At 70.7% G+C, this 22,175-nt stretch carries 26 protein-coding genes; 13 read left to right on the forward strand and 13 right to left on the reverse strand.

The features are described from left to right. Window positions 1–199: 199 nt before the first annotated feature. The 6 genes from LBW94_RS39485 to LBW94_RS39510 form a co-directional block, all read right to left on the reverse strand. Window positions 200–409 (reverse strand): ANTAR domain-containing protein, encoded by a 210-nt coding sequence (locus tag LBW94_RS39485; protein WP_416277046.1) that lies wholly within the window; start codon window positions 407–409, stop codon window positions 200–202. Then, window positions 409–1,266 carry a glycosyltransferase gene (locus LBW94_RS39490; RefSeq protein ID WP_255634282.1) on the reverse strand — a complete coding sequence of 286 codons (858 nt, stop codon included), beginning with the start codon at window positions 1,264–1,266 and terminating at the stop codon, window positions 409–411. The genes LBW94_RS39485 and LBW94_RS39490 overlap by 1 nt, the downstream gene beginning before the upstream one ends. 184 nt (window positions 1,267–1,450) lie before the next feature. Further along, window positions 1,451–1,606, reverse strand: coding sequence for a hypothetical protein (locus LBW94_RS39495; RefSeq protein WP_225057918.1), 156 nt, complete (start codon window positions 1,604–1,606; stop codon window positions 1,451–1,453). Window positions 1,607–1,708: 102 nt separating this feature from the next. Beyond that, window positions 1,709–2,128: a hypothetical protein gene (locus tag LBW94_RS39500; protein WP_225057919.1), complete on the reverse strand. Its 420-nt coding sequence runs from the start codon at window positions 2,126–2,128 to the stop codon at window positions 1,709–1,711. An 11-nt stretch (window positions 2,129–2,139) separates the two neighbouring features. Further along, window positions 2,140–3,036 (reverse strand): DoxX family protein, encoded by an 897-nt coding sequence (locus LBW94_RS39505; RefSeq protein WP_225057920.1) that lies wholly within the window; start codon window positions 3,034–3,036, stop codon window positions 2,140–2,142. A gap of 298 nt (window positions 3,037–3,334) precedes the next feature. After that, window positions 3,335–3,547, reverse strand: a complete 213-nt coding sequence (locus tag LBW94_RS39510) for a hypothetical protein (RefSeq protein ID WP_225057921.1) — start codon at window positions 3,545–3,547, stop codon at window positions 3,335–3,337. A 59-nt stretch (window positions 3,548–3,606) separates the two neighbouring features. On the opposite strand from LBW94_RS39510, the gene LBW94_RS39515 reads away from it, so the two are divergent. After that, a complete protein-coding gene (locus LBW94_RS39515; RefSeq protein ID WP_225057995.1) occupies window positions 3,607–4,368 on the forward strand; it encodes an amidohydrolase family protein in 762 nt (253 codons plus the stop codon). Window positions 4,369–4,434: 66 nt separating this feature from the next. Here LBW94_RS39515 and LBW94_RS39520 read toward each other — a convergent pair whose 3' ends face one another. Beyond that, window positions 4,435–5,187 (reverse strand): GntR family transcriptional regulator, encoded by a 753-nt coding sequence (locus LBW94_RS39520; protein WP_225057922.1) that lies wholly within the window; start codon window positions 5,185–5,187, stop codon window positions 4,435–4,437. A gap of 180 nt (window positions 5,188–5,367) precedes the next feature. Here LBW94_RS39520 and LBW94_RS39525 point away from each other — a divergent pair, with 180 nt between their 5' ends. Continuing rightward, entirely contained in the window at window positions 5,368–6,759 is a 1,392-nt protein-coding gene (locus LBW94_RS39525) for an amidohydrolase family protein (RefSeq protein WP_225057923.1), read from the forward strand. 271 nt (window positions 6,760–7,030) lie between these two features. On the opposite strand, the gene LBW94_RS39530 is transcribed toward LBW94_RS39525, so the two are convergent. Next, complete coding sequence (locus LBW94_RS39530; RefSeq protein WP_225057924.1) at window positions 7,031–7,876, reverse strand: SMP-30/gluconolactonase/LRE family protein; 846 nt, start codon at window positions 7,874–7,876, stop codon at window positions 7,031–7,033. A gap of 266 nt (window positions 7,877–8,142) precedes the next feature. Here LBW94_RS39530 and LBW94_RS39535 point away from each other — a divergent pair, with 266 nt between their 5' ends. The 4 genes from LBW94_RS39535 (at window position 8,143) to LBW94_RS39550 (ending at window position 10,909) form a co-directional block, all read left to right on the forward strand. Next, on the forward strand, window positions 8,143–8,499 hold the full coding sequence (locus LBW94_RS39535; protein ID WP_225057925.1) for a YciI family protein: 357 nt from the start codon (window positions 8,143–8,145) through the stop codon (window positions 8,497–8,499). Then, window positions 8,496–9,743, forward strand: a complete 1,248-nt coding sequence (locus LBW94_RS39540; RefSeq protein WP_225057926.1) for an RNA polymerase sigma factor — start codon at window positions 8,496–8,498, stop codon at window positions 9,741–9,743. Before LBW94_RS39535 ends, LBW94_RS39540 begins: the two co-directional genes overlap by 4 nt. 96 nt (window positions 9,744–9,839) lie before the next feature. After that, window positions 9,840–9,965 (forward strand): hypothetical protein, encoded by a 126-nt coding sequence (locus LBW94_RS39545; protein WP_255634283.1) that lies wholly within the window; start codon window positions 9,840–9,842, stop codon window positions 9,963–9,965. Then, window positions 9,962–10,909: an LLM class F420-dependent oxidoreductase gene (locus tag LBW94_RS39550; protein WP_225057927.1), complete on the forward strand. Its 948-nt coding sequence runs from the start codon at window positions 9,962–9,964 to the stop codon at window positions 10,907–10,909. Before LBW94_RS39545 ends, LBW94_RS39550 begins: the two co-directional genes overlap by 4 nt. A gap of 48 nt (window positions 10,910–10,957) precedes the next feature. Here the strand turns inward: LBW94_RS39550 and LBW94_RS39555 are convergent, their stop codons facing one another. Then, on the reverse strand, window positions 10,958–11,956 hold the full coding sequence (locus LBW94_RS39555; protein WP_225057928.1) for a sigma-70 family RNA polymerase sigma factor: 999 nt from the start codon (window positions 11,954–11,956) through the stop codon (window positions 10,958–10,960). 148 nt (window positions 11,957–12,104) lie between these two features. Between LBW94_RS39555 and LBW94_RS39560 the strand changes: the two genes are divergently transcribed. Further along, the gene (locus LBW94_RS39560; protein WP_225057929.1) at window positions 12,105–12,845 is read left to right on the forward strand and encodes an SDR family NAD(P)-dependent oxidoreductase; all 741 of its coding nucleotides are present in this window, start codon (window positions 12,105–12,107) and stop codon (window positions 12,843–12,845) included. Between the two features lie 66 nt (window positions 12,846–12,911). On the opposite strand, the gene LBW94_RS39565 is transcribed toward LBW94_RS39560, so the two are convergent. The 4 genes from LBW94_RS39565 to LBW94_RS39580 form a co-directional block, all read right to left on the reverse strand. Continuing rightward, window positions 12,912–13,523, reverse strand: a complete 612-nt coding sequence (locus LBW94_RS39565; RefSeq protein ID WP_225057930.1) for a TetR/AcrR family transcriptional regulator — start codon at window positions 13,521–13,523, stop codon at window positions 12,912–12,914. A 90-nt stretch (window positions 13,524–13,613) separates the two neighbouring features. Then, window positions 13,614–14,846, reverse strand: coding sequence for a cytochrome P450 (locus LBW94_RS39570; RefSeq protein WP_225057931.1), 1,233 nt, complete (start codon window positions 14,844–14,846; stop codon window positions 13,614–13,616). After that, window positions 14,843–15,082, reverse strand: coding sequence for a ferredoxin (locus LBW94_RS39575; RefSeq protein WP_225057932.1), 240 nt, complete (start codon window positions 15,080–15,082; stop codon window positions 14,843–14,845). Before LBW94_RS39575 ends, LBW94_RS39570 begins: the two co-directional genes overlap by 4 nt. Before the next feature lies 1 nt (window position 15,083). After that, window positions 15,084–15,950 carry an SDR family NAD(P)-dependent oxidoreductase gene (locus LBW94_RS39580; RefSeq protein ID WP_225057933.1) on the reverse strand — a complete coding sequence of 289 codons (867 nt, stop codon included), beginning with the start codon at window positions 15,948–15,950 and terminating at the stop codon, window positions 15,084–15,086. A 285-nt stretch (window positions 15,951–16,235) separates the two neighbouring features. Here LBW94_RS39580 and LBW94_RS39585 point away from each other — a divergent pair, with 285 nt between their 5' ends. From LBW94_RS39585 to LBW94_RS39610, 6 genes are all read left to right on the forward strand, one after another. Next, on the forward strand, window positions 16,236–17,000 hold the full coding sequence (locus LBW94_RS39585; RefSeq protein ID WP_225057934.1) for a crotonase/enoyl-CoA hydratase family protein: 765 nt from the start codon (window positions 16,236–16,238) through the stop codon (window positions 16,998–17,000). A 164-nt stretch (window positions 17,001–17,164) separates the two neighbouring features. Further along, complete coding sequence (locus LBW94_RS39590; RefSeq protein ID WP_225057935.1) at window positions 17,165–18,646, forward strand: acetyl-CoA acetyltransferase; 1,482 nt, start codon at window positions 17,165–17,167, stop codon at window positions 18,644–18,646. A gap of 81 nt (window positions 18,647–18,727) precedes the next feature. After that, window positions 18,728–19,039, forward strand: coding sequence for a hypothetical protein (locus LBW94_RS39595; protein ID WP_225057936.1), 312 nt, complete (start codon window positions 18,728–18,730; stop codon window positions 19,037–19,039). Next, window positions 19,036–19,473, forward strand: coding sequence for a Zn-ribbon domain-containing OB-fold protein (locus tag LBW94_RS39600; protein ID WP_225057937.1), 438 nt, complete (start codon window positions 19,036–19,038; stop codon window positions 19,471–19,473). The genes LBW94_RS39595 and LBW94_RS39600 overlap by 4 nt, the downstream gene beginning before the upstream one ends. Next, entirely contained in the window at window positions 19,470–20,654 is a 1,185-nt protein-coding gene (locus LBW94_RS39605) for a thiolase C-terminal domain-containing protein (RefSeq protein ID WP_225057938.1), read from the forward strand. Before LBW94_RS39600 ends, LBW94_RS39605 begins: the two co-directional genes overlap by 4 nt. Before the next feature lie 65 nt (window positions 20,655–20,719). Continuing rightward, on the forward strand, window positions 20,720–22,168 hold the full coding sequence (locus LBW94_RS39610; RefSeq protein ID WP_225057939.1) for an aldehyde dehydrogenase: 1,449 nt from the start codon (window positions 20,720–20,722) through the stop codon (window positions 22,166–22,168). Window positions 22,169–22,175 lie beyond the last annotated feature (7 nt).

Genomic DNA, 22,175 nt, shown 5'->3' on the forward strand with positions numbered 1-22,175 from the left:
CGAATCGGGCGGCCCGGCGCGATCGGTCGGGTGCGGCTCAACTGCCCGTGATGCCGCGCAACTGCCCGACGTATTCGAACACGCTCGCCGTGATGAAATTCAGAACCTGCGACAGATCTCCGAGGACCATTACCGTCTCCTTTCGTAGGCGATGTGACCGGCATACCCTGCCGCCGAGCGGGATAACGGCTCGTCTCGATCACCCGGTCTGTGAATCGGCGGGAATGCGTTCGTGGACGGTGAGCAGCAGGTGGTCGAAGCGGCTGCGCAGCGACGGGGTGGTCGGGGGCAGGGTGTCCGGTTCGCGGATCATCTGCTCGGCCAGGGAGCGCAGCTTCGTGTTGGTCTCCTGGGATCGCCAGCGCAGCACCGCGAAAGCCTGGTCCGCGCCGATGTGGTAGATCCACATCAGCAACCCCTTGGCACGAGGTTCCCGCGAGCCGCGGCGGACGGGGCCGTACGACCCGGTCCGGGCTCGGTGGCGGTGTGCTCCGGTTCCGGCGCGGGCGCGCCGACCTGCCGGTACACCGTCGCGGTGAGCGCGGCGATCCGATCCCAGGAATACCGAGTGCGGGCGCGCTCCGCCCCGGCGGCGCCCCAGACATCGCGCAGCAGACCGTCATCGAGCAGGGGCCGCACGGCCGCGGCGATCGACTTCGGATCGGCGCTGGGCACCACCCGGCCGGTGACGCCGTCGATCACCGCATCGGCCGGGCCGCCGCCGGCCGTGGTCACGACCGGACGTCCGCAGGCCATCGCCTCGAGCGACACCGCGCCACCCGGTGCGTAGCGCGGCGTGCAGAGCACCACCTCGGCCGAGCGCAGCAGCGGCGCGACGGCCCGGCGGGGGAACCGGCCCGGTAGCCGAAGTCGTTCCGTCACACCGGCTTCGGCGGCCACCCGCCGCAACCGGCGCATCTCGGCGGCGTCGGCCGCACCGCCACCGGCGATCACCAGCTCGGTGTCGGGCAGAGCCGCCAGCGCGCGGATCGTCATGTCGAAGCCCTTGCGTGGCACCAGACTTCCTGCCGCGACCACGCGATGCCGGACGCCCTCGCGGCGCGCGACCGGACCCCGGGGGCTGAACAGGGTGAGGTCCACGCCGCGGGGTACGACCGAGATCCGCCGGCGCGGCACCCCCATCCGGGTCAGTTCGGCGGCATCGTCGGTGCAGGTGGCGATGATGTGCGAGGCGCGCGCGGCGATCAGCCGCTCCCAGCGGCACCCGGGACGGATGGCCGTCGTCGTCGGGACGGCAGTCCGCAATCGTCGAGTCCCGCCGTTGTCGGCATTCCACCGCGGCGACGCGCCGAACCGTCCGGGCCTTTTCGGTCGTGGAAATTCGGAAAGCCGCTGTGCCCCGGTACCCGAATGTTTCGGGTACCGGGGCACAGCGGCCGGGGGAGGATATTCCGGCCGCCGGGGGTGCCGGCGGCCGGGATTGTCATTCTCAGTAATAGTGGCTGCGACCGCCGAGCGGGCGGCCGACCGCGCCGAGCAACATCAGAATTCCGCCCGCGATCAGCAGGATGACTCCGACAGTGGTCAGGATCGGAATTCCGAACACGACCCCGAGCAGTAGCAGAATGAGACCGAGGATGGCCATGATATTTCCATTTCCGTTCGACTCGAATGGTGTGACGATGAAGCAATTCCCGATTCGCCGGGTATCAAACACGCGGCCCGGCAATGAATTGCGTAATGCCGGTCAGATTCCGGCCAGCCCGGAAGCGAGATCGGGAATCTGCAATGCCGCGATGGCGGCCTGACGCACATCCGGGCAGTGGGCAGTGGTGATCTCGTCGACCACCGCCCGGTTGCGCATCACGGCCACGTTCACGCCGTTGTTGCGCAGGGCCCAATCGTGCACGGTGGCATTTAATTTGGTCTTGCCCAGCGTGGGCCCGTCGCCCCGCCAGGTGTCGACCTGCGGCCCGATCATGTCGCAGAGTTGCTTCGCGGAATCCGCGGAGACGTCCGGTGTTTCGGCGGCGGGCGCCGTCGTGCCGGTATCCGGTACACCCGGTGTGGTGCTGGTGGCGCAACCCGCGGCGGCGAAGGCCATCGCGAGCACGGCCCCGGCGGACCAGCGCCGCCAGGTTCCGGGACGAGAATGGTTCTGTGCCATGGTGATTCCCTTCATCGGTGTCGGCCGACGGCATCGCGCGCGGTGCCGCCGAGCCGTTCCCCGCGGTCCCGTGCGCTCTCGAGCAGATCGCCGCCCCGATCGCGCGCGGCATCCAGCAGATCCGCTCCCCGGTCCCGCACGGTATCGAGGAGATCCCCGCCGCGGTCGCGGGCGGTGCCGAGCAGGTCGCCGCCGCGGTCGCGAGCGGTGTCGTACAGATCGCCACCGCGATCGTGGGCGGTCTCGTACAGGTCGCTCCCGCGATGGCGGGCGGTGCCGAGCAGGTCGCCGCCGCGGTCGCGAGCGGCGTCGTACAGATCCCCGCCGCGGTCGCGGGCGGTGCCGGCGAGCCGCTCGCCGCGATGCCGCAGCGTCGCACCGAGTTCGGGTGCGCGATCCGCGGCGGCTTCGGCGGCCTCGGCCAGGTGCCCGCGCCACGTGGTGGACGTGCCGCGCAGTTCGGCGGCCGCCCGGCGGCCGCGCCAGGTCAGCGACGGTTTGCCCGCTCGATCGGTCGACGCGATGACCAGGCCGCCGAACAGGCTCACCTCCTTCAGGAATCCCGCGCGCTTGGCGGCCCGCCGCTGCTGGTCCGGTTCGTTCCAGAAATCGTGTTCGGACACCACGGTCGGAACGGTGGTGGCGGCCAGCAGGATCACCGACAGCCGGGGCATCTTCCCCAGCGCCAGCAGCACACCGCCACCGATCCGCGCCGCCGCGTTGACCCGCACGACCAGCGCGGGATTACCGGGCAGATAGGCCGCCACCTTGGGCGGCAGCGACTTCTCACCACGCTGCACGAGGTCGGCCACGGCGCGCACCCGCGGCTCGGGGTCGAGCAGCGCATCCATCCCGCCGACGATCGAATCGGCCGCCAGCATGGGGTGGGCTATACGCCGGAGCATCATGAAATCCTCTCCAGGAGAAATACTTCAGGGCTCTCTGTGTCCCCGCAGTCCATGTCCCCGCTGTTCCCGGCGCACCGGCGGTCAAACTGATTCCGCCGCAATGGTTGTGCCGCGTGCCGCCGCGACGGTGGGCCGGTGACGGGATGCACAGACTATCGGTGGGGCCCGAACACCCTGCCTGCGAATCGAATCCGGATCGACGGAGTGGGGCATCGGCTGCGGCCGGCCGGGCACTGGAACGTGCCGATGCCGGAGTGGATCCGATCCACTCCGGCATCGACGGTGTTCGGTGGTGCGGTCAGCGGCCGCGGGCGGCCCCGGTGTGGCTGTTCGCGCCGCCTTTGGCCTTACCCGAGGTCGGCTGCGCGCGGGCGCCCTTGCGGCCCGCTTCGTGCGGGTCGGCGGAGTTGGGTGCGCCGAAGCTGCCGGAACTGGCCCGACCGCCCTTGCTGGCCTGCTCTGCGGTGTCCGCGCGGTTGCCGAACTGACCCTTGTTACGGGGATCAGGCATCTTCACGACCTCCCTGGAGACATAGCGTTCCACTCGTGGGCGCGAATTTCGCGCCACGCATGTCGCACTACCCGTCCCGCCGCCCGGTATGCATCCGTCCGGTCGCGATCGTGAGGAAGGCGTCGAGGGCCGAGATCGTCGCGCGGGCGCCGGATCGGTTCGGCCTGGCCGCGGTGCTGCCGCTGCCGGATGTCGAGGGGTCGCTGGCCGAACTGACACGGGCCGGTGATCAGCTCGGCGCGGACGCGGTCGCGCTGAAGACCAACTATCACGGCCGTTATCTCGGCGATCCCGAATTCACCCCGGTGCTGGACGAATTGGAGCGGCGGGCGGCGGTGGTGCTGTTGCACCCGACCTCACCGCCGTGCTGGGAGACCACCGCGCTGGGCCGGCCCCGGCCGATGCTGGAGTTCCTGTTCGACACCACGCGCTGCGTCGTCGACCTGGCGATGAGCGGGATTCTCACCCGCTACCCCCGGATCCGCTGGGTGGTTCCGCACGCGGGCGCGGTACTGCCGATCGTGGCGCACCGGGTGGCGCTGATCTCCACGGTGACCTCCACGCCGGCGGATCTGCCCGCGCTGCTGGGCGGGCTGTACTACGACCTGGCCGGTGTCCCGCTGCCGGTCGCGCTGCCCGCGCTGCTGGAGCTGGTCGACCCCGGAAAGCTGTTGTACGGCAGCGATTTCCCGTTCACGCCCGCCCCGGCGGTGGAGTACCTGGCCGAGACGCTGGCCGGTGCGCCGGAACTCGCCGATGCGCGGCTGGGACTGACTCCGGATTCCCCTGGCGCCCAGCTGTTCCCGCGCCTGGCGGGGTGATCGGTGCCCGCGCCGGGCGGTGTGATCGCGCCTGCGGCCGGCCGGTGTCACGGCCGCCGGATCGGTTCAGGCGCTGGCCTCGGAACCGGTGGCGTCGTGGGTGGTCGCGTAGTCGATGAGGATCGAGGTGGTCAGGCCGAAGTGGGCGGCCAGCAGGTCCACCGCGCGCTCGGCGTCGTGATCGAGGGCCGCCTCCATCAGTTCCCGGTGCTCGCGGGCCACGTCCCGGGGCTCGGCGGCGGTGTCGAACGGACCGGACCAGCGCCGGTACAGCTCGGACTGGTCACGCAGCCGGGCCGCCATCTCCCGCAGCCGGGAACTGATGCAGGCGCTGATCAGCGTGTCGTGGAAGACGGCGTGCGCGCTCGCCCAATCCTCGGTGATGGTGGCGGGCGTCCCCTCGGCCGTCAGCGGGGTGCGGGCCAGGCGGTGATGGGCGGCGACGAGGCGGGATTCGTAGTCGACGTCGGCGTGCAGCACCGCGTCGCGCAGCGCCTCACCCTCGATCAGCACCCGGACCCGGGTGAGGTCCCGCAGATCGTCGATGTTCAGATCGACCACCGAGAATCCCAGCTGCGGCATCGCCACCACCAGGCCCTGTTCGGCCAGCCGGGACAGCGCCTCCCGCACCACCGACAGGCTGACCTGGAATTCAACGGCCAGCTCGCGGGGGCTGAGCCGGGCCCCGGGCTCGAACCGGCCGCCGAGAATGGCGGCCCGCACCCCGGCGTGCACCGCCGCGCCCAGGCTGCGCGCCGCCGACCCCTTGGCCGCGACCGATCCGATCGGGCGCTCCTCCTTCGGCAGCCGCACCATCATCGATTTCCTCCCTGCCGCCGGGGCGGCGGGTAGACACGCGGCGGTGGCCGCGCAGAGTTGTACAACCTCGAACATAAACGACTACGTTCTAACATGCTACTTTCGGACAGATAATCGATTTTCATCGGCCGGAATGATCGTGCGAACCGGCGAAAGGCGGCCATGGGCTCGCATTCCACTGTGATCACCGACATCGCCGTCGTCGACACCCGCGACGGCACCCGGACCCCGCATCAGGACGTCCGGATCGACAACGGCCGCATCGCCGCGATCGGGGCGACCACCGGCACGGTCGACCCGGGACAGGTGGACGGCAGCGGCAGGTTTCTCGTCCCCGGTTACGCCGACATGCACAGTCACGTGCTCGGACTGCCCGATCCTGCCGACGCGCTGGCGCTCATGCTGTCCTTCGGCATCACCGGCTACCGGCAGATGGCGGGCACCCGGGACCTGTTGCGGCGCAGGAACTCCGGTGAGTTCGATGCGCCGGACCGCCCGCGCCTGCTGGCGCTGGCCGGTGATCTGCTCACCCCGTTCAACGCGGGCAGCCCGGCCGCGGCCGTCGCCGAGGTGGCCGCGCAGGCCGCCGCCGGTGCGGACTTCGTCAAGGCCGTAATGATCAGTCCTGACGTCTATTTCGCGGCCCAGCGGGAGGCCGACCGGCACGACATCGCCGTCCTCGGGCACCTCCCGGCCGGGATCGACGTCCGCGCCGCCTCCCGCGCCGGATTCCGCTCCATCGAACACCTCGGCCCCGGACCGGGTGTGCTCGCCGGTTGCTCGCATCACGAACATCAGCTCGTCGCGAACGATCACGGCCGCTCGATTCCGGTGCCGCCGTTCACGATTCCGTTCATGGACCGTCTCGCCGGGCGGATGCTCGCCACACTGGTCGTCAACCCGTCGCAGCTGACCACCCCCGGGCAACTGCACGCGATGCGGGACGCCCTCGACAGCTTCGACGAGGACAAGTGCCGTGAACTGGCCCGGGAGTTCGTCGCCAACGACACCTGGAACTGCCCCACCCTGATCCGGGTACAAACCCAGGAACTGTGCGGCAGCCCGGAATTCGCGGGCGATCCGGACCTGCGGTACATCGCCCCGCGAGTCCGCCGCACCTGGGCGAAGGCTGCGACCGCCTTCACCCGGAAGTTCTCCACCGCACAACACGAGATCTTCGCCGCCCAGTTCGAACGCCAGCTCACCCTGGTGCGGCTGTTCCACGACGAGGGTGTCCCCCTGCTGGCGGGCAGCGACGCGGTCGGCGCCGCCTGGGTGATCCCCGGTTCCGCGCTGCATCGCGAATTCGACCTGCTGTCCCGCGCCGGCCTGCCCCCGCTGAGCGTCCTGCAAGCCGCCACCTCCGGTCCCGCCCGCTTCCTCGGCCGCGAGAACAGCTCCGGCAGCGTCGATGTCGGCAAAGACGCCGACCTGGTCCTGCTCTCCGCCGACCCCCTCGCCGACACCGCGAACCTGCACACCGTCACCGGCGTCGTCCGCGCCGGCACATATCACTCGGCCGCGGACCTCGCCGCCCTCCGCGACCGCATCGCGGTCCGCGGCATCGGCTGAGTGATATGCCCGCTCGGCCGCAGAACCGACCGATCGGTTCGGTGAGGTGGCCGGACGATTCGCGGCGTCGGCCGACTGCTCTGCCCGCTCGGCCGCGGCGTAGGCCGAGCGGTATGTGCGTTCGGCCGGGTGGCCCGTGGCGCCGGGTCTGTGGTCTGTCGTCACGGCCGATCGGACCATGGCATCATCGCGACTCGCGGCGATCCCGGGCGAGTGAATTGTGTTGCGGGCCGGGTAGTTCGGTGGCTCGACCGGCGGCCCGTGCGGCGGGTCACACCCACCCGGCGGCGGGTACCTCGACGTCGAGGGCGAGGATGCGGCCGCTGCCCGGTGTCACGGGCGGGAACTCCGACATGCCGTGCCATTCGGCGGCGGTGATGTAGAGGGTGGCGCCGTCCGGGCCACCGAGTGCACAGGCGAAGCAGCCGCGGTCGGCGTCGGCCGTGCGCAGCACCTCGCCGCCTTCGGCGACCCGGACACAGCGCCGGTTCGGGACGTCGGCGTACCAGACCGCGTTCTCGGCGTCGACGCAGAGGCCGTCCGGTGCGGCCTCGCCGAGGTCGGCCCAGATCCGGCGGCCGGAGAGGGTGCCGTCGGGGGCGATGTCGAAGGCGAGCAGGCGGCCGCGGTAGGAGTCGGCGACGATCAGGGTCCGGTCGTCGGCGGTGACGGCCATCCCGTTGGGGAAGTCGATGTCGCCGGCGACCTCGCTGACCGTGCCGCCGGGGGTGACGAGGTGGACGGAGCCGGGCCGGAACGGTTCGCCCGACATCGGGTCGAAGCCACATCGGTTCACATAGAGGTGGCCGCGTCCGTCCACCGCGATGTCGTTCCAGCCCGGCTGCCCGAGATCGGCATGCGTGACCAGCGATCCGTCCGGTTGCCGGGCCAGTACCGTGCCGTCCGGCGAGGACACGACCAGCAACCGGCCGTCCGGATGCCACGCGGTGCACAACGGCAGCGACTGCACGGAAGCGACGACCTCGGCCTGCCCGGCGTCGTCGACGGCGATCACCTCGCCCGCGGACCAGTCCGAGAAATACAGCCGGCCCTCGTGCCAGCGCGGCGATTCGACCAGTCCTCGCCCGGTCAGGATCGTGCGCAGTGCGGCGGTCATGGACAAACTCCTCGCGTCGGGTGAATTCGGACTCGTCTTCCAGACGGCCGCGGCCGGGGGATATCGACAGCCGGCCGGGGATTGTGACCCACATCATGTCCGGGCGCACCCGCGTTCGACGGTCGTGCCGGGCGATCCCGGCAGCCTGTCCCGGCGACCGATGAATACGGTGCGCCGATTCCGTCCCCTCACCGTGCGGTCCGAAACGCGCGGGTACGTGCGTCCTACTCGGAAAGGTTTTCGCACACGAGAAAGGCCGGAAGATCATGACGGACTACATGGTGCTGCTCTACGCACCGGAGACCGATGCCGAGGGTGAGCAGGCGCGCCTGGCGGATATGCCGGCGTGGATCGCCGTCACCGAGAGTCTGCGCAATTCCGGTGTGCTGCTGTCGAACAACCGGCTGCACGCCACCGACACCGCCACCACGGTCCGGGTGCGCGGCGGTGACACGGAGGTCACCGACGGCCCGTTCGCGGTGACCGCGGAGACGCTCGTCGGCTACTACCTGCTGCGGTGCGCGAGTCTCGACGAGGCGCTGCGGCACGCGGCCCGGTTCCCGGCGGCGGCCTACGGCTCGGTGGAGGTACGGCCGGTGCACGACCTGTCCGGGGCGGTGTGAGCGATCCCGGTGCGGCGGCGACGGCCGTCGCGGAGGTGTTCCGGCACGAATACCCGGCCGTTCTCGCCACCCTGGTCCGCCAGGTCGGCGATCTGCAACTGGCCGAGGACGCGTTGCAGGACGCCTTCGTCGACGCCGTCACCGCGTGGCCGCGGGACGGCGTGCCCGGCAACCCGCGCGGCTGGCTCCAGGTCGCCGCGCGGCGCCGGGCCGTCGATCGCATCCGGCGGCACCGATCCTATCTGGACCGGGCCGTCCGGCTCGGCGAACTGGTGCGCCTGGACCTCGCCCACCCCGAGCCGCCGCCGGATCCCGGGCCGATCGTCGACGACCGGTTACGGCTGATCTTCACCTGTTGCCATCCCGCACTGGACATCTCGGCCCGGGTCGCGCTGACCCTGCGCACCGTCGCCGGGCTCAGCACCGCCGAGATCGCGCGCGCCTACCTGGTCACCGAACCGACCATGGGCAAACGGATCTCCCGGGCCAAACGCAAGATCGCCGCCGCCGGAATCCCGTACGAGGTGCCCGGCCCCGCCGACCTTCCGGACCGGCTGCGCGGCGTGCTGCGGGTGGTCTACCTCATCTTCACCGAGGGCTACCGGGCCAATCGCGGTGATCGGCTGATCCGCGGCGAATTGTGCGGCGAGGCCCTCAGATTGGGCCGATTGCTGGCGGAACTGCTGCCCGCCGACCCGGAGGCGCTCGGCCTGCTCGCGCTGCTGCTGCTCAACGATGCCCGCAGCGCGGCGCGGGTCGACGACCGGGGCCGGTACGTGGCGCTGGCCGATCAGGACCGATCACGCTGGGACACACCGCGTATCGGGGAGGGCCTGCGCGTGCTGGAGCAGGCGACGCGACTCGGGCCGCCGGGGGAGTACGTCTTGCAGGCCGCGATCAGCGCCGCGCACATGGTGTCCGGCACGGCGGACCGGCCGGTGATCGCGGAACTCTACGACGCCCTGCTGCGCGTCGCCCCGTCGGCGGTGGTCCGGCTCAATCACGCGGCGGCGGTGGGATATGCCTCGGGCCCGGCGGCGGGGATGGCGCTGCTGCGCCCGCTGCTGGCCGATCCGGCGCTGGAACGCTATCAGCCGCTGCATGCCACCCATGCCGACATGCTGCGCCGCGCAGGCGATCCGGCGGGTGCGGCCGCCGCCTACGAACGCGCCCTCGCACTCACCGAGAACACGGTCGAGCGCGACGAACTGCACCGGCGGCTGTCGGCGCTCGGGCATTCGTGAGCCATGGCGGTCCGGAACCGACCCGGTGCCGCGTCACTGTTCCGGAAGATCTCCGCCCGCCACGCGGGCGGAGCCCGACGATCCGGAGGAATCGGCATGGCCGAACTCATTGTCAGTGTCCTGGTGTCCCTGGACGGCATCCACGGCGACCCATCCCCGTGTCCGGGTGACGAGGCGGCGACGTTGCTGTGCCACCGTCCGAGCCGAAAGGCCGGGCAATGACCATGGACCACAGCGTCTTTCTGCCCCAGGGCTTCGTCGGTGAGCTGGCCGGACTCGGCGAACCCGTCGATCTGTTCGAGCGGCTGACCGTGCTCGCCCGCGCGGCCGAACACGAGGGCTACCACTCGGTCTGGGTGTCGGACCACCTGATGACCGTGCCACCGTCGCCGCATCCGCTGTTCGAATCCTGGACCACGGCCGCAGCGCTGGCGCGGGACACCGAGCGGATCCGCATCGGACACATGGTGACCTGCAACAACTATCGCAATCCCGGGCTACAGGCGAAGATGGCCTCGACGCTGGACGTGCTGTCGCACGGCCGCTACACCTTCGGTATCGGCGCCGGCTGGTACGAGCCCGACTATCAGGCCTACGGCTACGAATTCGGCACCGCGCCCGAACGCCTGCGACAGCTGGAGGAGGCGTTGCAGGTCATCCGCAGCATGTGGACCGAGCCCGAGACCACTTTCACGGGCGGGCACTACACCCTGCGTGGTGCCATCAACGAGCCGAAAGGCGTTCAGCTGCCGCACATTCCGATCATGGTCGCGGGCGGCGGCGAGCAGGTGACGTTGAAACTGGTCGCGCAGTATGCCGACGCGTGCAACGTATCGGAGAGCCCCGCCGGACTGCGGCGCAAATTCGCCGCCCTGCAACGACATTGCAAGGAGGCCGACCGCGATTACGACGAGATCCGGCGAACGGTGCTGACGCTGTGCATCATCGCCGACACCGACGAGCAGGCCCGTGCCCTGGTGCCACCGTGGGCCCCGGCCGTCTATCCCGGTGACGTCGGTTCCTACGGCCTGATCGGCACCCCCGGCACCATCCGCGCACGCCTCGCGGAGTACGAGGCCGCCGGTGCGCAGGAACTCGTCATCACCTTCGACGACCAGCTCAACCCGGACGGGCTGCGGCGATTCGCGGCCGAATTCATGTCCTGAGCGCGGAGGCTCGCCGTCGTCGCGCACCCGGCATCGTCCGGGTGCGCGTCAGTCGTGCAGGGTCCGGGGCAGCCCGAACCGGGACAGGATGTTCGTATCCGTGAAATGGGTGATCGCGGTGATCCCGCGCTCGGTCACGGTCAGGACGTCCAGGCCGTGCGCGTGGGCCGGACCGCCGGTCGGGTCGCACGCGTACACGCCGTACGCCGGCTGGCCGTTGGCGCGGGTGGGGATCAGGCGGTAGCGCGGCGCGCCGTGGAAAGCGACCGTGCGCAGGAAGTCCCGCGCGGCGGCGCGGCCCTGGTATTCGACCGGCAGCGGGGGCATGCGCAGCCACGCGTCGTCGGTCAGCAATGCGACGATGCCGTCGACGTCGCCGCCGGTGAATGCCTCGGCGAAGCGGTCGGCGAGTTCGCGCTCGCGCGGGGACGGCGATTCGGCGTCGACCAGGTCGTCGAGGGTGGCGCGGGCACGTTGCAGCGCGCTGTGGACCGAAGGCTCGGTGGTGTCGAGGGTCGCGGCGGTCTCGCGAGCGGTGTAGCCCAGCACGTCGCGCAGCACCAGCACGGCCCGCTGCCGCGGTGGCAGCACCTGGATCGCGGCGATGAAGGCGAGCGAGACGGACTCCTTGCGTTCGAGCCGGGCCTCCGGTCCGGGTTCGGTGGCGGGCAGGTCGTCGAGCAGGGTGTCCGGATAGGGCTCCAGCCAGGTCACCATCGTCCGGCGGGTCGGCTCGGGCAGGTGCGGCCCGTCGCCCGGCTCGCGGCGGCGATGCGCGCGCAGCGCGTTGAGGCTGCGATTGGTGGCGATCCGGTACAGCCAGGCCCGCAACGAGGACCGCGCCTCGAAACCGGGCAGCCCGTTCCACGCGGCCAGCAGGGTCTCCTGGACCAGATCCTCGGCATCCTGGACCGACCCGAGCATGCGGTAGCAGTGCACGTGCAACTCCCGTCGGTAGGGCTCGACCAGTTCCCCGAACGCCACGCCGTCACCGGCGCGGGCGCGGGCCAGCAGGTCGTGCGTGCGGTGATGCTCAGTGGCGGTCATGTGATGGTCCCGTCCCTTCCGATGCCGTGACTCCTGCACATACAGACACCGGCCGGGCCCGGAATTCAGCGGTGCCGGACCGCTCGATTCGGTGCCGGTGCGGTGTCTCAACGGGCAAGAACAGTCACACCATCGAGGAGGATCACGGATGAGAAACGCACACACCACCGTCGTCGTCGGCGCCTCGCGCGGCCTGGGCCGCGGTATCGCCACCGCATTCGCCGCGGACGGCGGCAGCGTCGTCGCGGTGGCCCGCGACGAGTCCCGGCTGGCCGAACTGGCCGCCGAGGCGCCCGGCATTCGATACGACGCCGCCGACGCGGGGGAGAAGGGTGTCGCCGAGCGACTGCTCGAACAGTACGAACCGGACACCGTCGTGCTGGTCGCCGGGGCCATCCCGCACGTGGCGCCGCTCGAGCAGCAGACCTGGGAGACGTTCTCGGTGAACTGGGAGACCGATGTCCGGATCGCGTTCCTGTGGCTGTCGGCGAGCCTGCTGCGGCCGTTGCGGCCCGGCAGCCGGGTGATCGTGGTCAGTAGCGGTGCGGCAGTAGGTGGTTCGCCGTTGAGCGGCGGTTATGCCGGGGCGAAGGCCACCCAGCGTTTCATCACCGCCTATGCCAACGGCGAATCGGCCCGGGCCGGGCTCGGGATCGACTTCACCACCGTGCTGCCCCGGCCGGTTCCGGGCACCGGCGTCGGGCAGGCCGCGGTGGACGCCTACGCCACGCCCAACGGCCTGTCCGCGCAGCAGTACGCGGAGCAACTCGGCGGCCTGCTCACCCCGGAGACGGTCGGAGCGGCGGTGGTCGAACTGGCCGCGACCGAGCCCGCCGACCTCGGCGAGAGCTACCTGCTCACCGCCGCGGGCCTGAACCGCTTCGCGTGACGGGCGGGTGACGCCGCGGCCCGTCCGCAGATGTCGCGGGCCGCGACGTCGCCGATCGGGCCGCGCTCAGGCCCCGGCGGGCAGGAAGGCCGGGAGCACGAAGGTCTCGATCAGCGCACGGTGCGAGGGGTCGGCCGGATTCTCGAAATCGAGCCGCCCCACCAGGATCAGCTGCACCAGCGCGAGCCATTCGCTGGCCCGCTCGTTGCTCATGCCCGCGCGCAGTTCGCCGCGCTCGCGGGCGCGGTCGAAGATCGGGCCCCACATCTCCAGGGTGAGGGTGCTGGCCAGTCGCGAGGTGCCGACCACGGTGGTCGCCAGGTCCATGTGCTCCGGCCCGACGATGAGCCGGATCAGCGGATCCTGGCGGCCGTGGTCGACCATGAACATCAGCCCGTCGACCAGTTGATCGCGGAAGTGCTCCCGCTCGAGCACGAATTTCGTGCCGCGCACGAACAACTTCCGCGACCGCAGGCGGATCAGGTCGGCGATGAGGGTGTCGCGATCCCGGAAATACCGGTAGATCGTGGGCCGCGACACCCCGGCCGCCTTGGCGATGTCGTCCATGGTGGTCTTGTCGACACCGAATCGCAGGAAGGTGGTCTGCGCCGCCGCGAGGATCTGGCCGCGCGCCTCCTCCACATCCGTGCTGAGGACGTTGCTGTTCCGCCGAGCCATGCTCTACTCCGCCCTCCACGGGATCGATTCGTCACGACACCATGGACGATACTCGTCGGATGTTCTTGATTCGCTCTCGGTGTGCTGCCGTCAGCCCTCCGCCGTGAACGTGATCGGCAGCCGGACGCAGCCGCGGACCTGACTGGCATGCAGAATCGGCGGATCCGATTCCACCAGTGCGTAATCCGGGATCCGGCGGTGGATCTCCTCCAGCGCGAGCCGGAGTTCGACCCGGGCCAGATGCGAACCGAGGCAACGGTGTGCCCCGGCGCCGAAGGACAGGTGCCGGTTCGGCCGCCGATCCAATTGCAGTGCGTCGGGCTGTGCGAACTCGGCCGCATCGCGATTGGCGGAGCACAGCAACAGGATCAGCTGATCGCCCTCCGCGATGGTCACGCCACCGAGTTCGACAGCCCGGGTGGCCCGCCGGCCGGGGATGACGGCGGCCTCGATGCGCAGGATCTCCTCGACGGCCGAGGGGATCAGCGTGGGATCGGCGACGAGTTCCCGGCGCTGCTCGGGATTGTTCGACAGGTGCATGATGCTCCAGGCCAGGGAACCCTGCACCGTGTGCAGGCCGGCGATCAGCAACAGGAAGAACATCCGGTTGAGTTCTTCGTCGGTGAGCAGCCGGGTGCCGTCGGCGAGTTCCACCTCGGTGTGGATGATCGTGGAGGTCACATCCGTACCGGGATTCGCGCGCCGGGCGTCGATCATCTGCTGGAAGTACCCCAGCATCCGGAACGCCGCCGTGCCGCGGGCCTGATTCGATTCCTCTTCGCTCGCACCGGGAATGCCGGTGAGCACGATATCGGTCGCCTCGGTGAACATCGCGGCGTCGGCCAGCGGCCAATCCATCAGGGTGAGGAAGACCCGGGTGGGCAGTTCGTGGGCGAAGGCGGTGATGAACTCCGCCTCACCGGTATTCGCGAACGCGTCGATGAGTTCGTTGATCACGGCCCGGATGTCGTCCTCGAGCGCCTGCATGCGCTGCGGGCTGAACAGCGGTTGCAGGGCCCGGCGGTAGCCGGTGTGTTCCGGCGGATCCAGTTCCAGCGGAAGGAATTTGCCGAATCCGGCGGTGGTGCTCACCAGATTGTTGGGGTAGCTGGAGAACGTCTCCGGGTCGCGGAGGACGTCGTGGATCTCCTGATAGCGGGTGACGATCCAGTGGCCGCCGTGCGCGGTGGAGTACACCACCGGGCCCTTGCTCGCGAGTTCCGCGACGCGCTGGGGCACGGTGTCCACCGGCATGGCCATCGACTGGTCGTAGATGTCGAAATCGACGACCAGATTACCGGGAACCTTTGCGGCAGTAGTCATGATGACTGTTCCTCGGATCGGTGACGGGACGGCCCCGTCAGTGACAGTGCCCGTTCCGGGCAGACGGTCACGACCGTCTGCCCGGCATCGAGCCGATCGGCGGGCAGGGGATCGGCCAGTACGACAGGGTCACCCTGGTCGTCCGGGCCGAGCAGATCGGGTGCCGTCGCATAGCAGAGGCCATGGCCCGCACAGGCATTCCGATCGACGACGAGGCGGCTGGGTTCCGGGCTCATCTCAGAGGTCCCCGGGGGAACCCTTGTCCTCCGGGAACCACATGCCGACCCGCGACAGGGTGCCACCGTCGGTGGCGGGCAGGCACTGGCCGGAGATGTACTGCGAGTCGTCGGAGACCAGGAACAGCGCCACGCGCGCGTTGTCCTGCAGCGACGGCGGCCGCTGCAACTTCAGCGGGATCGGCGAGATCGACGGATCCCACGGACCGGCGACCTCCTCGTAGGACTGGCCCACCACCGGCGCGCCCGCCGGCATCAGGAAGTTCGGCGACATGCCGTGGGTGGGGCACAGCGCGTTGACCCGGATGCCGTACCGGCCCAGGTCCAGGCTCAGGCCGCGGACCAGGCCGTTGACCCCGGCCTTGGTCGCCGAGTACATCGCGATGCCGTGGTAGGCGACCAGCGACGCCGCCGAGGAGGTGGCGAGGATGGTGCCGCCGCCGTTGGCGCGCAGCGCGGGGACGGCCGCCTTGGCGGAGTAGAACACGCCGCTGAGGTTGACCCCGAGCACCTGCTGCCAGTCGGCGTCGGTGACGTCCTGGAACTCGATCTGCTCGCCGCCGAGCACGGACGGCACGCCGCCGCGGGACACGATGCCCGCGTTGGCCCACATGATGTCCAGCTTGCCGAACTGCTCCACCGTGACGGCCACGGCGGCCTGTACCTGCGCCTCGTCGCTGACGTCGGCGGTGATTGCCAGCGCGGTGCCGCCGTCCTTCTCGACCAGTTCGACCGTCTGCGCGGCGCGTTCCGGATCGATGTCCACGACGGCGACCTTCGCGCCCTCGGTGGCGAACAACCGGGAGCTTTCGCGGCCGAGGCCGGAACCGGCGCCGGTGATGATGGCGACTTTGCCTTCGAGCTTCATGGGCTTTTTACTCCGTTTTTGCAGGAAACGATGCGGCCGATCCGCGGGGGACCGGCGCCGGAGAGGGCACGGCGGCCGGGGCGGGGGACGGAACCGGGCTGCGGTCCTCCTCCGGCGAGGGCGACTGATGTGCTGTGCCTCACAGCAGAAGGTATGTCATGAGACGACTGACGTCAATCGTAATTTGTAAATTGACCTAAGTTCGACCGATGGCCGGTGGCCGGGCTCGCTAAACCTAATGATAATAGATAAAGTAGCGGTGATCCCAGGTGCGAAGGAGCAGCTATGACCGAAAGTGTCCGGACCGAGTTCGAGGGTGGGGTCGCGGTGATCACCATCGATCGCCCGGCGGCGCGCAATGCCATCGACCGGGCCACGGCCGAGGGTATCGCGGCGGCGGTCGACGAGATCGACTCCCGGCCGGACGTCACGGTCGCGATCATCACCGGGGCCGGCGGAACCTTCTGCGCGGGAATGGATCTCAAGGCATTCGTGCGCGGTGGGAATTCGATGGTGCGCGGGCGCGGATTCGCCGGCATCACCGAGCGGCCGCCGGCCAAGCCGCTCATCGCGGCCGTCGAGGGCTGGGCGCTGGCCGGTGGCTTCGAGATCGTGCTCAGCGCCGACCTGGTGGTGGCGTCGCGCACGGCGAAGTTCGGCATCCCGGAGGTGAAGCGCGGCCTGGTCGCCGCGGCCGGCGGTCTGCTGCGGCTGCCGAAGACGCTGCCGTACCAGCTGGCGATGGAGATCGCGCTGACCGGCGACGAGCTGAGCGCCGAGGTGGCGCACCGGCACGGCGTGGTCAATATGCTCACCGAGCCCGGCGCGGCCCTCGACGGCGCCCGGCAGCTGGCCGCCCGCATCGCGGCGAACGCGCCGCTGGCGGTGCGGACCACCAAGCAGATCGTCGCGTCGGCGGTCGACTGGCCGTCCGGCGAGGGCTTCCGTAGCCAGGCCGACGCGGTCAAGGAGATCATGACGTCGGCGGATGCCCGCGAGGGCGCGGTGGCGTTCGCGGAGAAGCGGCCGCCGATCTGGCAGGGTCGCTGAGGCGGCCACCGGCTCGCGGCGGCCACCGAATCCCGGTGAAAGCTGTGGTGGCGTCCGCGCGAGCCTTCGTTTAATCTAACGAACGTAGATAAACTGGTCGATGACGACGAGGTGGTGGGCATGCGCGAGGAGTACGCGGTGAGCCGGATGCGGAGGTCGGTGGCATGACGCTCGACCCACGCACGCCGGTGCTGGTCGGCGGCGGGCAGATCAACGATCGCGCGGGCGGTCGCGAGCCGGTCGACCTGATCGCCGATGCGGCCCGCGCGGCCGCCGCCGACGCGGGCGCGCCCGGACTGCTCGCCGCCGTCGACTCGATCCGCATCGTGGGGTTGCTGTCCTGGCGCTACCGCGATCCCGGCCGCCTGGTCGGCGAGCGCATCGGGGCCGCGCCCCGGCACACCGGCTACACCGGCGACGGCGGCAGCACCCCGCAGGCGCTGGTGAACGGCGCCGCCGCCGATATCGCCGCGGGACGGGCCGACGTCGTGCTGATCGGCGGTGGCGAGTCCTGGCGGACCCGGATGAAACTGCGGGCCGAGGGTGCGCGCCCGGACTGGACAAAACAGGACGAATCCGTGCCCGAGGCGCCGCTGCTGATGCCGCCGGTGCCGATGAACTCCGAGTCGGAGCGGCGCATCGGCCTGGACCGGCCGGTCTATATCTACCCGCTGTTCGAGCAGGCGCTGCGGATCGCCGCCGGGCGGAGCATCGACGAGCAGCGCGAGCACGCCGCGGCCCTGTGGTCGCGGTTCAGCAAGGTGGCGGCGACCAATCCGCACGCCTGGAACCGGCGCGAGTACAGCGCCGCGGAGATCCTCGAGCCGTCGCCGGGCAACCGGCTGATCACGCTGCCCTACACCAAGCTGATGAATTCGAACAACATGGTCGAGCAGGGCGCGGGCGTGCTGCTGTGCTCGGTGGAAGCCGCACGGCGGCACGGTATTCCGCGCGACCGCTGGGTGTTCCCGCAGTCCGGCACCGAGGCGCACGACACCTACGCGATCGCCGAACGCGGTGCGCTGCACCGCTCGCCGGCCATCCGGTTCGCGGGAGCGCGGGCCCTGGAACTGGCCGGTGTGGGCGCCGACGACGTGGCGCACATCGACGTCTACTCCTGCTTCCCGTCGGCGGTGCAGGTCGCCGCCGCGGAACTCGGTCTGCCACTGGATGATCCGGGCCGGCCGCTGACGCTGACCGGTGGGCTCACCTTCGCGGGCGGGCCCTGGAACAACTACGTCACGCACGCGGTCGCGACCCTGATGAACCGGCTGCGGGAATCGCCCGGCAGCTACGGCATGATCACCGCCAACGGCGGCTACCTCACCAAACACGCCATCGGCCTCTACTCGACCGAGCCGCCGGAGCAGGGCTTCCGGCGCGAGGACGTGCAGGCCCGGGTCGACGCCGAACCGACCACTCCGGCGCCGGCCGGCTACGAGGGCACGGCCACGGTCGAATCGTGGACGGTCGTCTACGACCGTGCGGGTCTGCCCGAGAAGGGTTTCGTGGTCGCCCGCACTCCCGGCGGCGCGCGGGCGCTGGCGGCCGCGACCGACGCGGACTGGGTGGCCCGGCTGGCCACCGACGACGTGGCCGGTGCGGTGGTCTCGGTCACCGCGGCGGGCGAGTGCCTGCCGCGGTGACGCTCTTACGTCCGAAGACACGAGTTTTACTGATTTCGGGCGATGATTCTGCGAAACATCGCCCGGGGCAAGGAGTTTCCGATGTCCCTGGAGGACTTCCGCGCTCGTTACGAGCGGCACGTGGGCTACGTCCGCGCCGGTGACGTGCAGGCGGCGCTGGGCGACATGGTGGCCGAGAACATCCCCGCCGTGTTCGAGGGCGTCCGGGTGCCCGGCCGCGAGGTGTCGGCGGCGCGCATCGTCGAGGTCCGCGCCGAGGGCGACACCTATGTCGGCGAGGCCGTGTACGACACGCCCGAGGGCGTGATCGGGCTGCGGTCGATCTGGGAGCAGCGCGACGGCGTCTGGCTGGCCGCCGCCCTGGCGAACTTCCCGGTGGAGGCACAGTCGTGAGCGGCGAGCCGTGGGGGCCCGCCGAGGACGGCGTCGATCGGCCCTACTGGGAGGGGCTGCGCGCCGGTGAACTGCGGCTCCAGCGCTGCACCGGCTGCCACGCCTGGATCTGGGGACCGCAGTGGATCTGCGCGCACTGCCACACCTTCGACCCGGGCTGGGAATCGGTCGACGCGGTCGGCACCGTGTACACCTGGTCACGCAGCTGGTACCCGTTCATCAGCGAACTGCCGGTGGCGCTGCCGTACGTGACCGTGCTGGTCGAGCTGCCGCACGCGGGCAACCGGCGGGTGCTGGGCATCCTCACCGACGCGGGCGCGGGCGACACCCCCCGCATCGGCGAGGCCGTGACCGGCCACATCGAACTCGACGAGGGCGCGACCTGGCCACTGCTGCGGTGGCGCCGGTCCGCGACGACCGGAGGACAGCGATGAGCGCGAACATGTTGCGCGGTGCGGCGGCGGTCGTCGGCATCGCGGAACTGCACTACCGCCGTGGCCGGGCGCCGCACGGCGAACTGCGGATGACCCTGGAGGCGATCACCCGGGCCTGCGCCGACGCCGGGGTCTCGCCGCGGCGGCTGGACGGGTTCGTCTCCTATGCCGGTGGCGGGCACGACGGTTCGATGATCGGTGCCGCGCTCGGCGTCGACGACGTGCGCTGGTCCACCATGATGTGGGGCGGTGGCGGCGGCTCGGTCGCCGCGGCGATCAACACCGCCGCGGTCGCGATCGCCGCCGGGCAGGCCGAATGCGTGGTCGTCTACCGGTCGATGGCCCAGGCCGACACCGGCCGGCTCGGCTATGCCAAGTACTTCTACGGCCCGCACTACCTCGCGCACGGCGTCGGCTCGCCCGCGCAGGTGTGCGCGCTGCGGACCCAGCGCCTGCTGGAGCACGACGGCGTACCCCGTTCCGGCATGCGGGCTTTCGTGCTCGCCGCCTACCGGCATGCGCAGCAGAATCCCAGCGCGCAGGCGTACGGCACACCGCTGGACGAGGACACCTACGAGAAGTCCCGGCTGATCACCGAGCCGTTCCACCTGTTCGACTGCTCCCGCGAGAGCGACGGCGCGGTGGCCATGGTGCTGGTGTCCGCCGACCTGGCCCGGGAACTGCGGCCGGATCCGGCCTATGTGCTCGCCGGGGCGCAGGGTGCGCCGGGTGGCTACTCCGCGCTGATCGACAACGACGATCTGTACACCTCGGCCGGATTCACCGGCGCCCCGGGACGTCCCGGCGTCGCGGACCGGCTGTGGGCGGCGGCCGGGCTGGGCCCGGCCGATGTCGACGTGACCCAGGTGTACGAGAACTTCAGTGGCCCAGCGGTCGCCGCGCTCATCGACCACGGCCTGGTACCGGCCGGCCCGGCCGCGGGTGAGGTGCTGACCGTCGACAACCTGACCGCCGGAATCGGCGCGCTGCCGGTGAACACCAGCGGCGGCAATCTGGCCGACTCGTTCGTCAACGGGATGGGGCTGGCGGTGGAGGCCGTGCGCCAGATCCGCGGCACCTCCACCAATCCGGTGAAGGACGCGAAGGTTTCGCTGTTCGTCGGCGGCCCGATGGCCCCGCTGGTCAGTTCGACCCTGTTCGGCCACCACGACACCCTGTAACCCCGACTGCGGCAATCGGCCCGCTGCGGCATTGCCCGAATCCGATCCGACGCGGAGGAGATCCCATGGACGACACCAACTTCGACCGGCCCAGCCTGTTCATCGGCGGCGAATGGGTCGCGCCGCGCGGCGGTTCCGTCGATCTGGTGGAGGCGGCGACCGAGAAGCCGCTGGGCCGTTCGGCCGCCGCCGGCCGGGCCGATATCGATGCCGCGGTCGTCGCGGCGCGGACCGCCCTGGAGGGGCCGTGGTCCGGATACACCATCGCGCAGCGGGCCGACGCCCTGGACCGGTTCGCGGCGGCGTTGAAGGCGCGCGCGAAATCGACTGCGGCACTTGTCAGCCGGGAGAACGGTATGCCGATCTCGCTGTCGATCGCGGTCAACGGCTACGGTCCCGCCGCGATCGTCGCCTACTACGCCGATCTGCTGCGCGGCCGGGACACCGACGACGTGCGGCCCAGCATGTTCGGCGGCCGGACGCTGGTGCGGCGCGAGCCGATCGGGGTGGTCGCGGCGATCACCCCGTGGAACTACCCGCAGGCCCTGGCCGTGATGAAGCTGGCCCCGGCGCTGGCCGCCGGATGTGCGGTCGTGCTCAAGCCCGCACCCGAAACCGCCTTGGACGCTTATCTTTTCGCGGAGGCCGTGATCGAGGCGGAGCTGCCGCCGGGGGTGCTGAACGTGGTGCCCGCCGACCGTGAGGCCGGTGCGCACCTGGTGGCCCACCCCAGTGTGGACAAGGTGGCCTTCACCGGTTCCACCGGCGCCGGGCGGGCGATCGGCGAGGTCTGCGGCCGGTTGCTGCGGCCGGTCACCCTCGAACTCGGCGGCAAGTCCGCCGCGATCGTCACCGACGACGCCGACCTGGCGCTGTTCACCGCGAACCTGCTCGAGGTGTCGCTGGCCAACAACGGCCAGACCTGCCATGCCAGCACCCGGATCCTGGCCCCGCGCGGCCGCTACGACGAGGTGGTCGAGGCGGTGACGGAGACGGTCCGCACTTTCGTGGTCGGTGATCCGCTGGACCGCGCGACCCAGATCGGCCCCCTGGTCAGCGCCGCACAGCGCGCCCGGGTGCTCGGCTACATCGAGGCCGGGGTGCGCGCCGGGCACCGGCTCACCACCGGCGGCGGCGCGCCGGCCGGGCAGCCGCACGGCTGGTTCGTGGCGCCGACCGTGTTCGCCGATGTCGACAACACCGCGCTGCTCGCACGGGAGGAGATCTTCGGCCCGGTCCTCACCGTGACCCCGTACCGCGACGAGGACGAGGCGGTGGCCATCGCCAACGATTCGGAATACGGCCTGGCCGGAACCGTCTGGACCACCGACGAGGAGCGCGGGATCGCGCTGGCCGACCGCATCCACAGCGGCACCGTCGGGGTCAACCACTACGCCCTCGATCCGGCCGCGCCCTTCGGCGGGGTGAAGGCGTCCGGGCTCGGCCGGGAACTGGGCCCGGAGGGCCTGCTGCCGTACCAGCAGACGAAGTCGATCTACCTCGCCGGGCGCTGAGGCGTCC

The organism is Nocardia sp. alder85J, assembly GCF_020176955.2.
In the GTDB taxonomy this organism is placed as follows: Bacteria; Actinomycetota; Actinomycetes; order Mycobacteriales; family Mycobacteriaceae; genus Nocardia.

Excerpts from the sequence above, each read along its gene's own strand:
- LBW94_RS39530 (WP_225057924.1), bottom strand. The coding sequence starts at position 7,876 with ATGACCGCCGCACTGCGCACGATCCTGACCGGGCGAGGACTGGTCGAA.
- LBW94_RS39495 (WP_225057918.1), bottom strand. The coding sequence starts at position 1,606 with ATGGCCATCCTCGGTCTCATTCTGCTACTGCTCGGGGTCGTGTTCGGA.
- LBW94_RS39610 (WP_225057939.1), top strand. The coding sequence starts at position 20,720 with ATGGACGACACCAACTTCGACCGGCCCAGCCTGTTCATCGGCGGCGAA.
- LBW94_RS39500 (WP_225057919.1), bottom strand. The coding sequence starts at position 2,128 with ATGGCACAGAACCATTCTCGTCCCGGAACCTGGCGGCGCTGGTCCGCC.
- LBW94_RS39560 (WP_225057929.1), top strand. The coding sequence starts at position 12,105 with ATGAGAAACGCACACACCACCGTCGTCGTCGGCGCCTCGCGCGGCCTG.
- LBW94_RS39565 (WP_225057930.1), bottom strand. The coding sequence starts at position 13,523 with ATGGCTCGGCGGAACAGCAACGTCCTCAGCACGGATGTGGAGGAGGCG.
- LBW94_RS39555 (WP_225057928.1), bottom strand. The coding sequence starts at position 11,956 with ATGACCGCCACTGAGCATCACCGCACGCACGACCTGCTGGCCCGCGCC.
- LBW94_RS39570 (WP_225057931.1), bottom strand. The coding sequence starts at position 14,846 with ATGACTACTGCCGCAAAGGTTCCCGGTAATCTGGTCGTCGATTTCGAC.
- LBW94_RS39575 (WP_225057932.1), bottom strand. The coding sequence starts at position 15,082 with ATGAGCCCGGAACCCAGCCGCCTCGTCGTCGATCGGAATGCCTGTGCG.
- LBW94_RS39520 (WP_225057922.1), bottom strand. The coding sequence starts at position 5,187 with ATGATGGTGCGGCTGCCGAAGGAGGAGCGCCCGATCGGATCGGTCGCG.
- LBW94_RS39545 (WP_255634283.1), top strand. The coding sequence starts at position 9,840 with ATGGCCGAACTCATTGTCAGTGTCCTGGTGTCCCTGGACGGCATCCAC.
- LBW94_RS39590 (WP_225057935.1), top strand. The coding sequence starts at position 17,165 with ATGACGCTCGACCCACGCACGCCGGTGCTGGTCGGCGGCGGGCAGATC.
- LBW94_RS39515 (WP_225057995.1), top strand. The coding sequence starts at position 3,607 with ATGTCGCACTACCCGTCCCGCCGCCCGGTATGCATCCGTCCGGTCGCG.
- LBW94_RS39605 (WP_225057938.1), top strand. The coding sequence starts at position 19,470 with ATGAGCGCGAACATGTTGCGCGGTGCGGCGGCGGTCGTCGGCATCGCG.
- LBW94_RS39505 (WP_225057920.1), bottom strand. The coding sequence starts at position 3,036 with ATGATGCTCCGGCGTATAGCCCACCCCATGCTGGCGGCCGATTCGATC.
- LBW94_RS39550 (WP_225057927.1), top strand. The coding sequence starts at position 9,962 with ATGACCATGGACCACAGCGTCTTTCTGCCCCAGGGCTTCGTCGGTGAG.
- LBW94_RS39585 (WP_225057934.1), top strand. The coding sequence starts at position 16,236 with ATGACCGAAAGTGTCCGGACCGAGTTCGAGGGTGGGGTCGCGGTGATC.
- LBW94_RS39485 (WP_416277046.1), bottom strand. The coding sequence starts at position 409 with ATGTGGATCTACCACATCGGCGCGGACCAGGCTTTCGCGGTGCTGCGC.
- LBW94_RS39595 (WP_225057936.1), top strand. The coding sequence starts at position 18,728 with ATGTCCCTGGAGGACTTCCGCGCTCGTTACGAGCGGCACGTGGGCTAC.
- LBW94_RS39510 (WP_225057921.1), bottom strand. The coding sequence starts at position 3,547 with ATGCCTGATCCCCGTAACAAGGGTCAGTTCGGCAACCGCGCGGACACC.
- LBW94_RS39535 (WP_225057925.1), top strand. The coding sequence starts at position 8,143 with ATGACGGACTACATGGTGCTGCTCTACGCACCGGAGACCGATGCCGAG.
- LBW94_RS39580 (WP_225057933.1), bottom strand. The coding sequence starts at position 15,950 with ATGAAGCTCGAAGGCAAAGTCGCCATCATCACCGGCGCCGGTTCCGGC.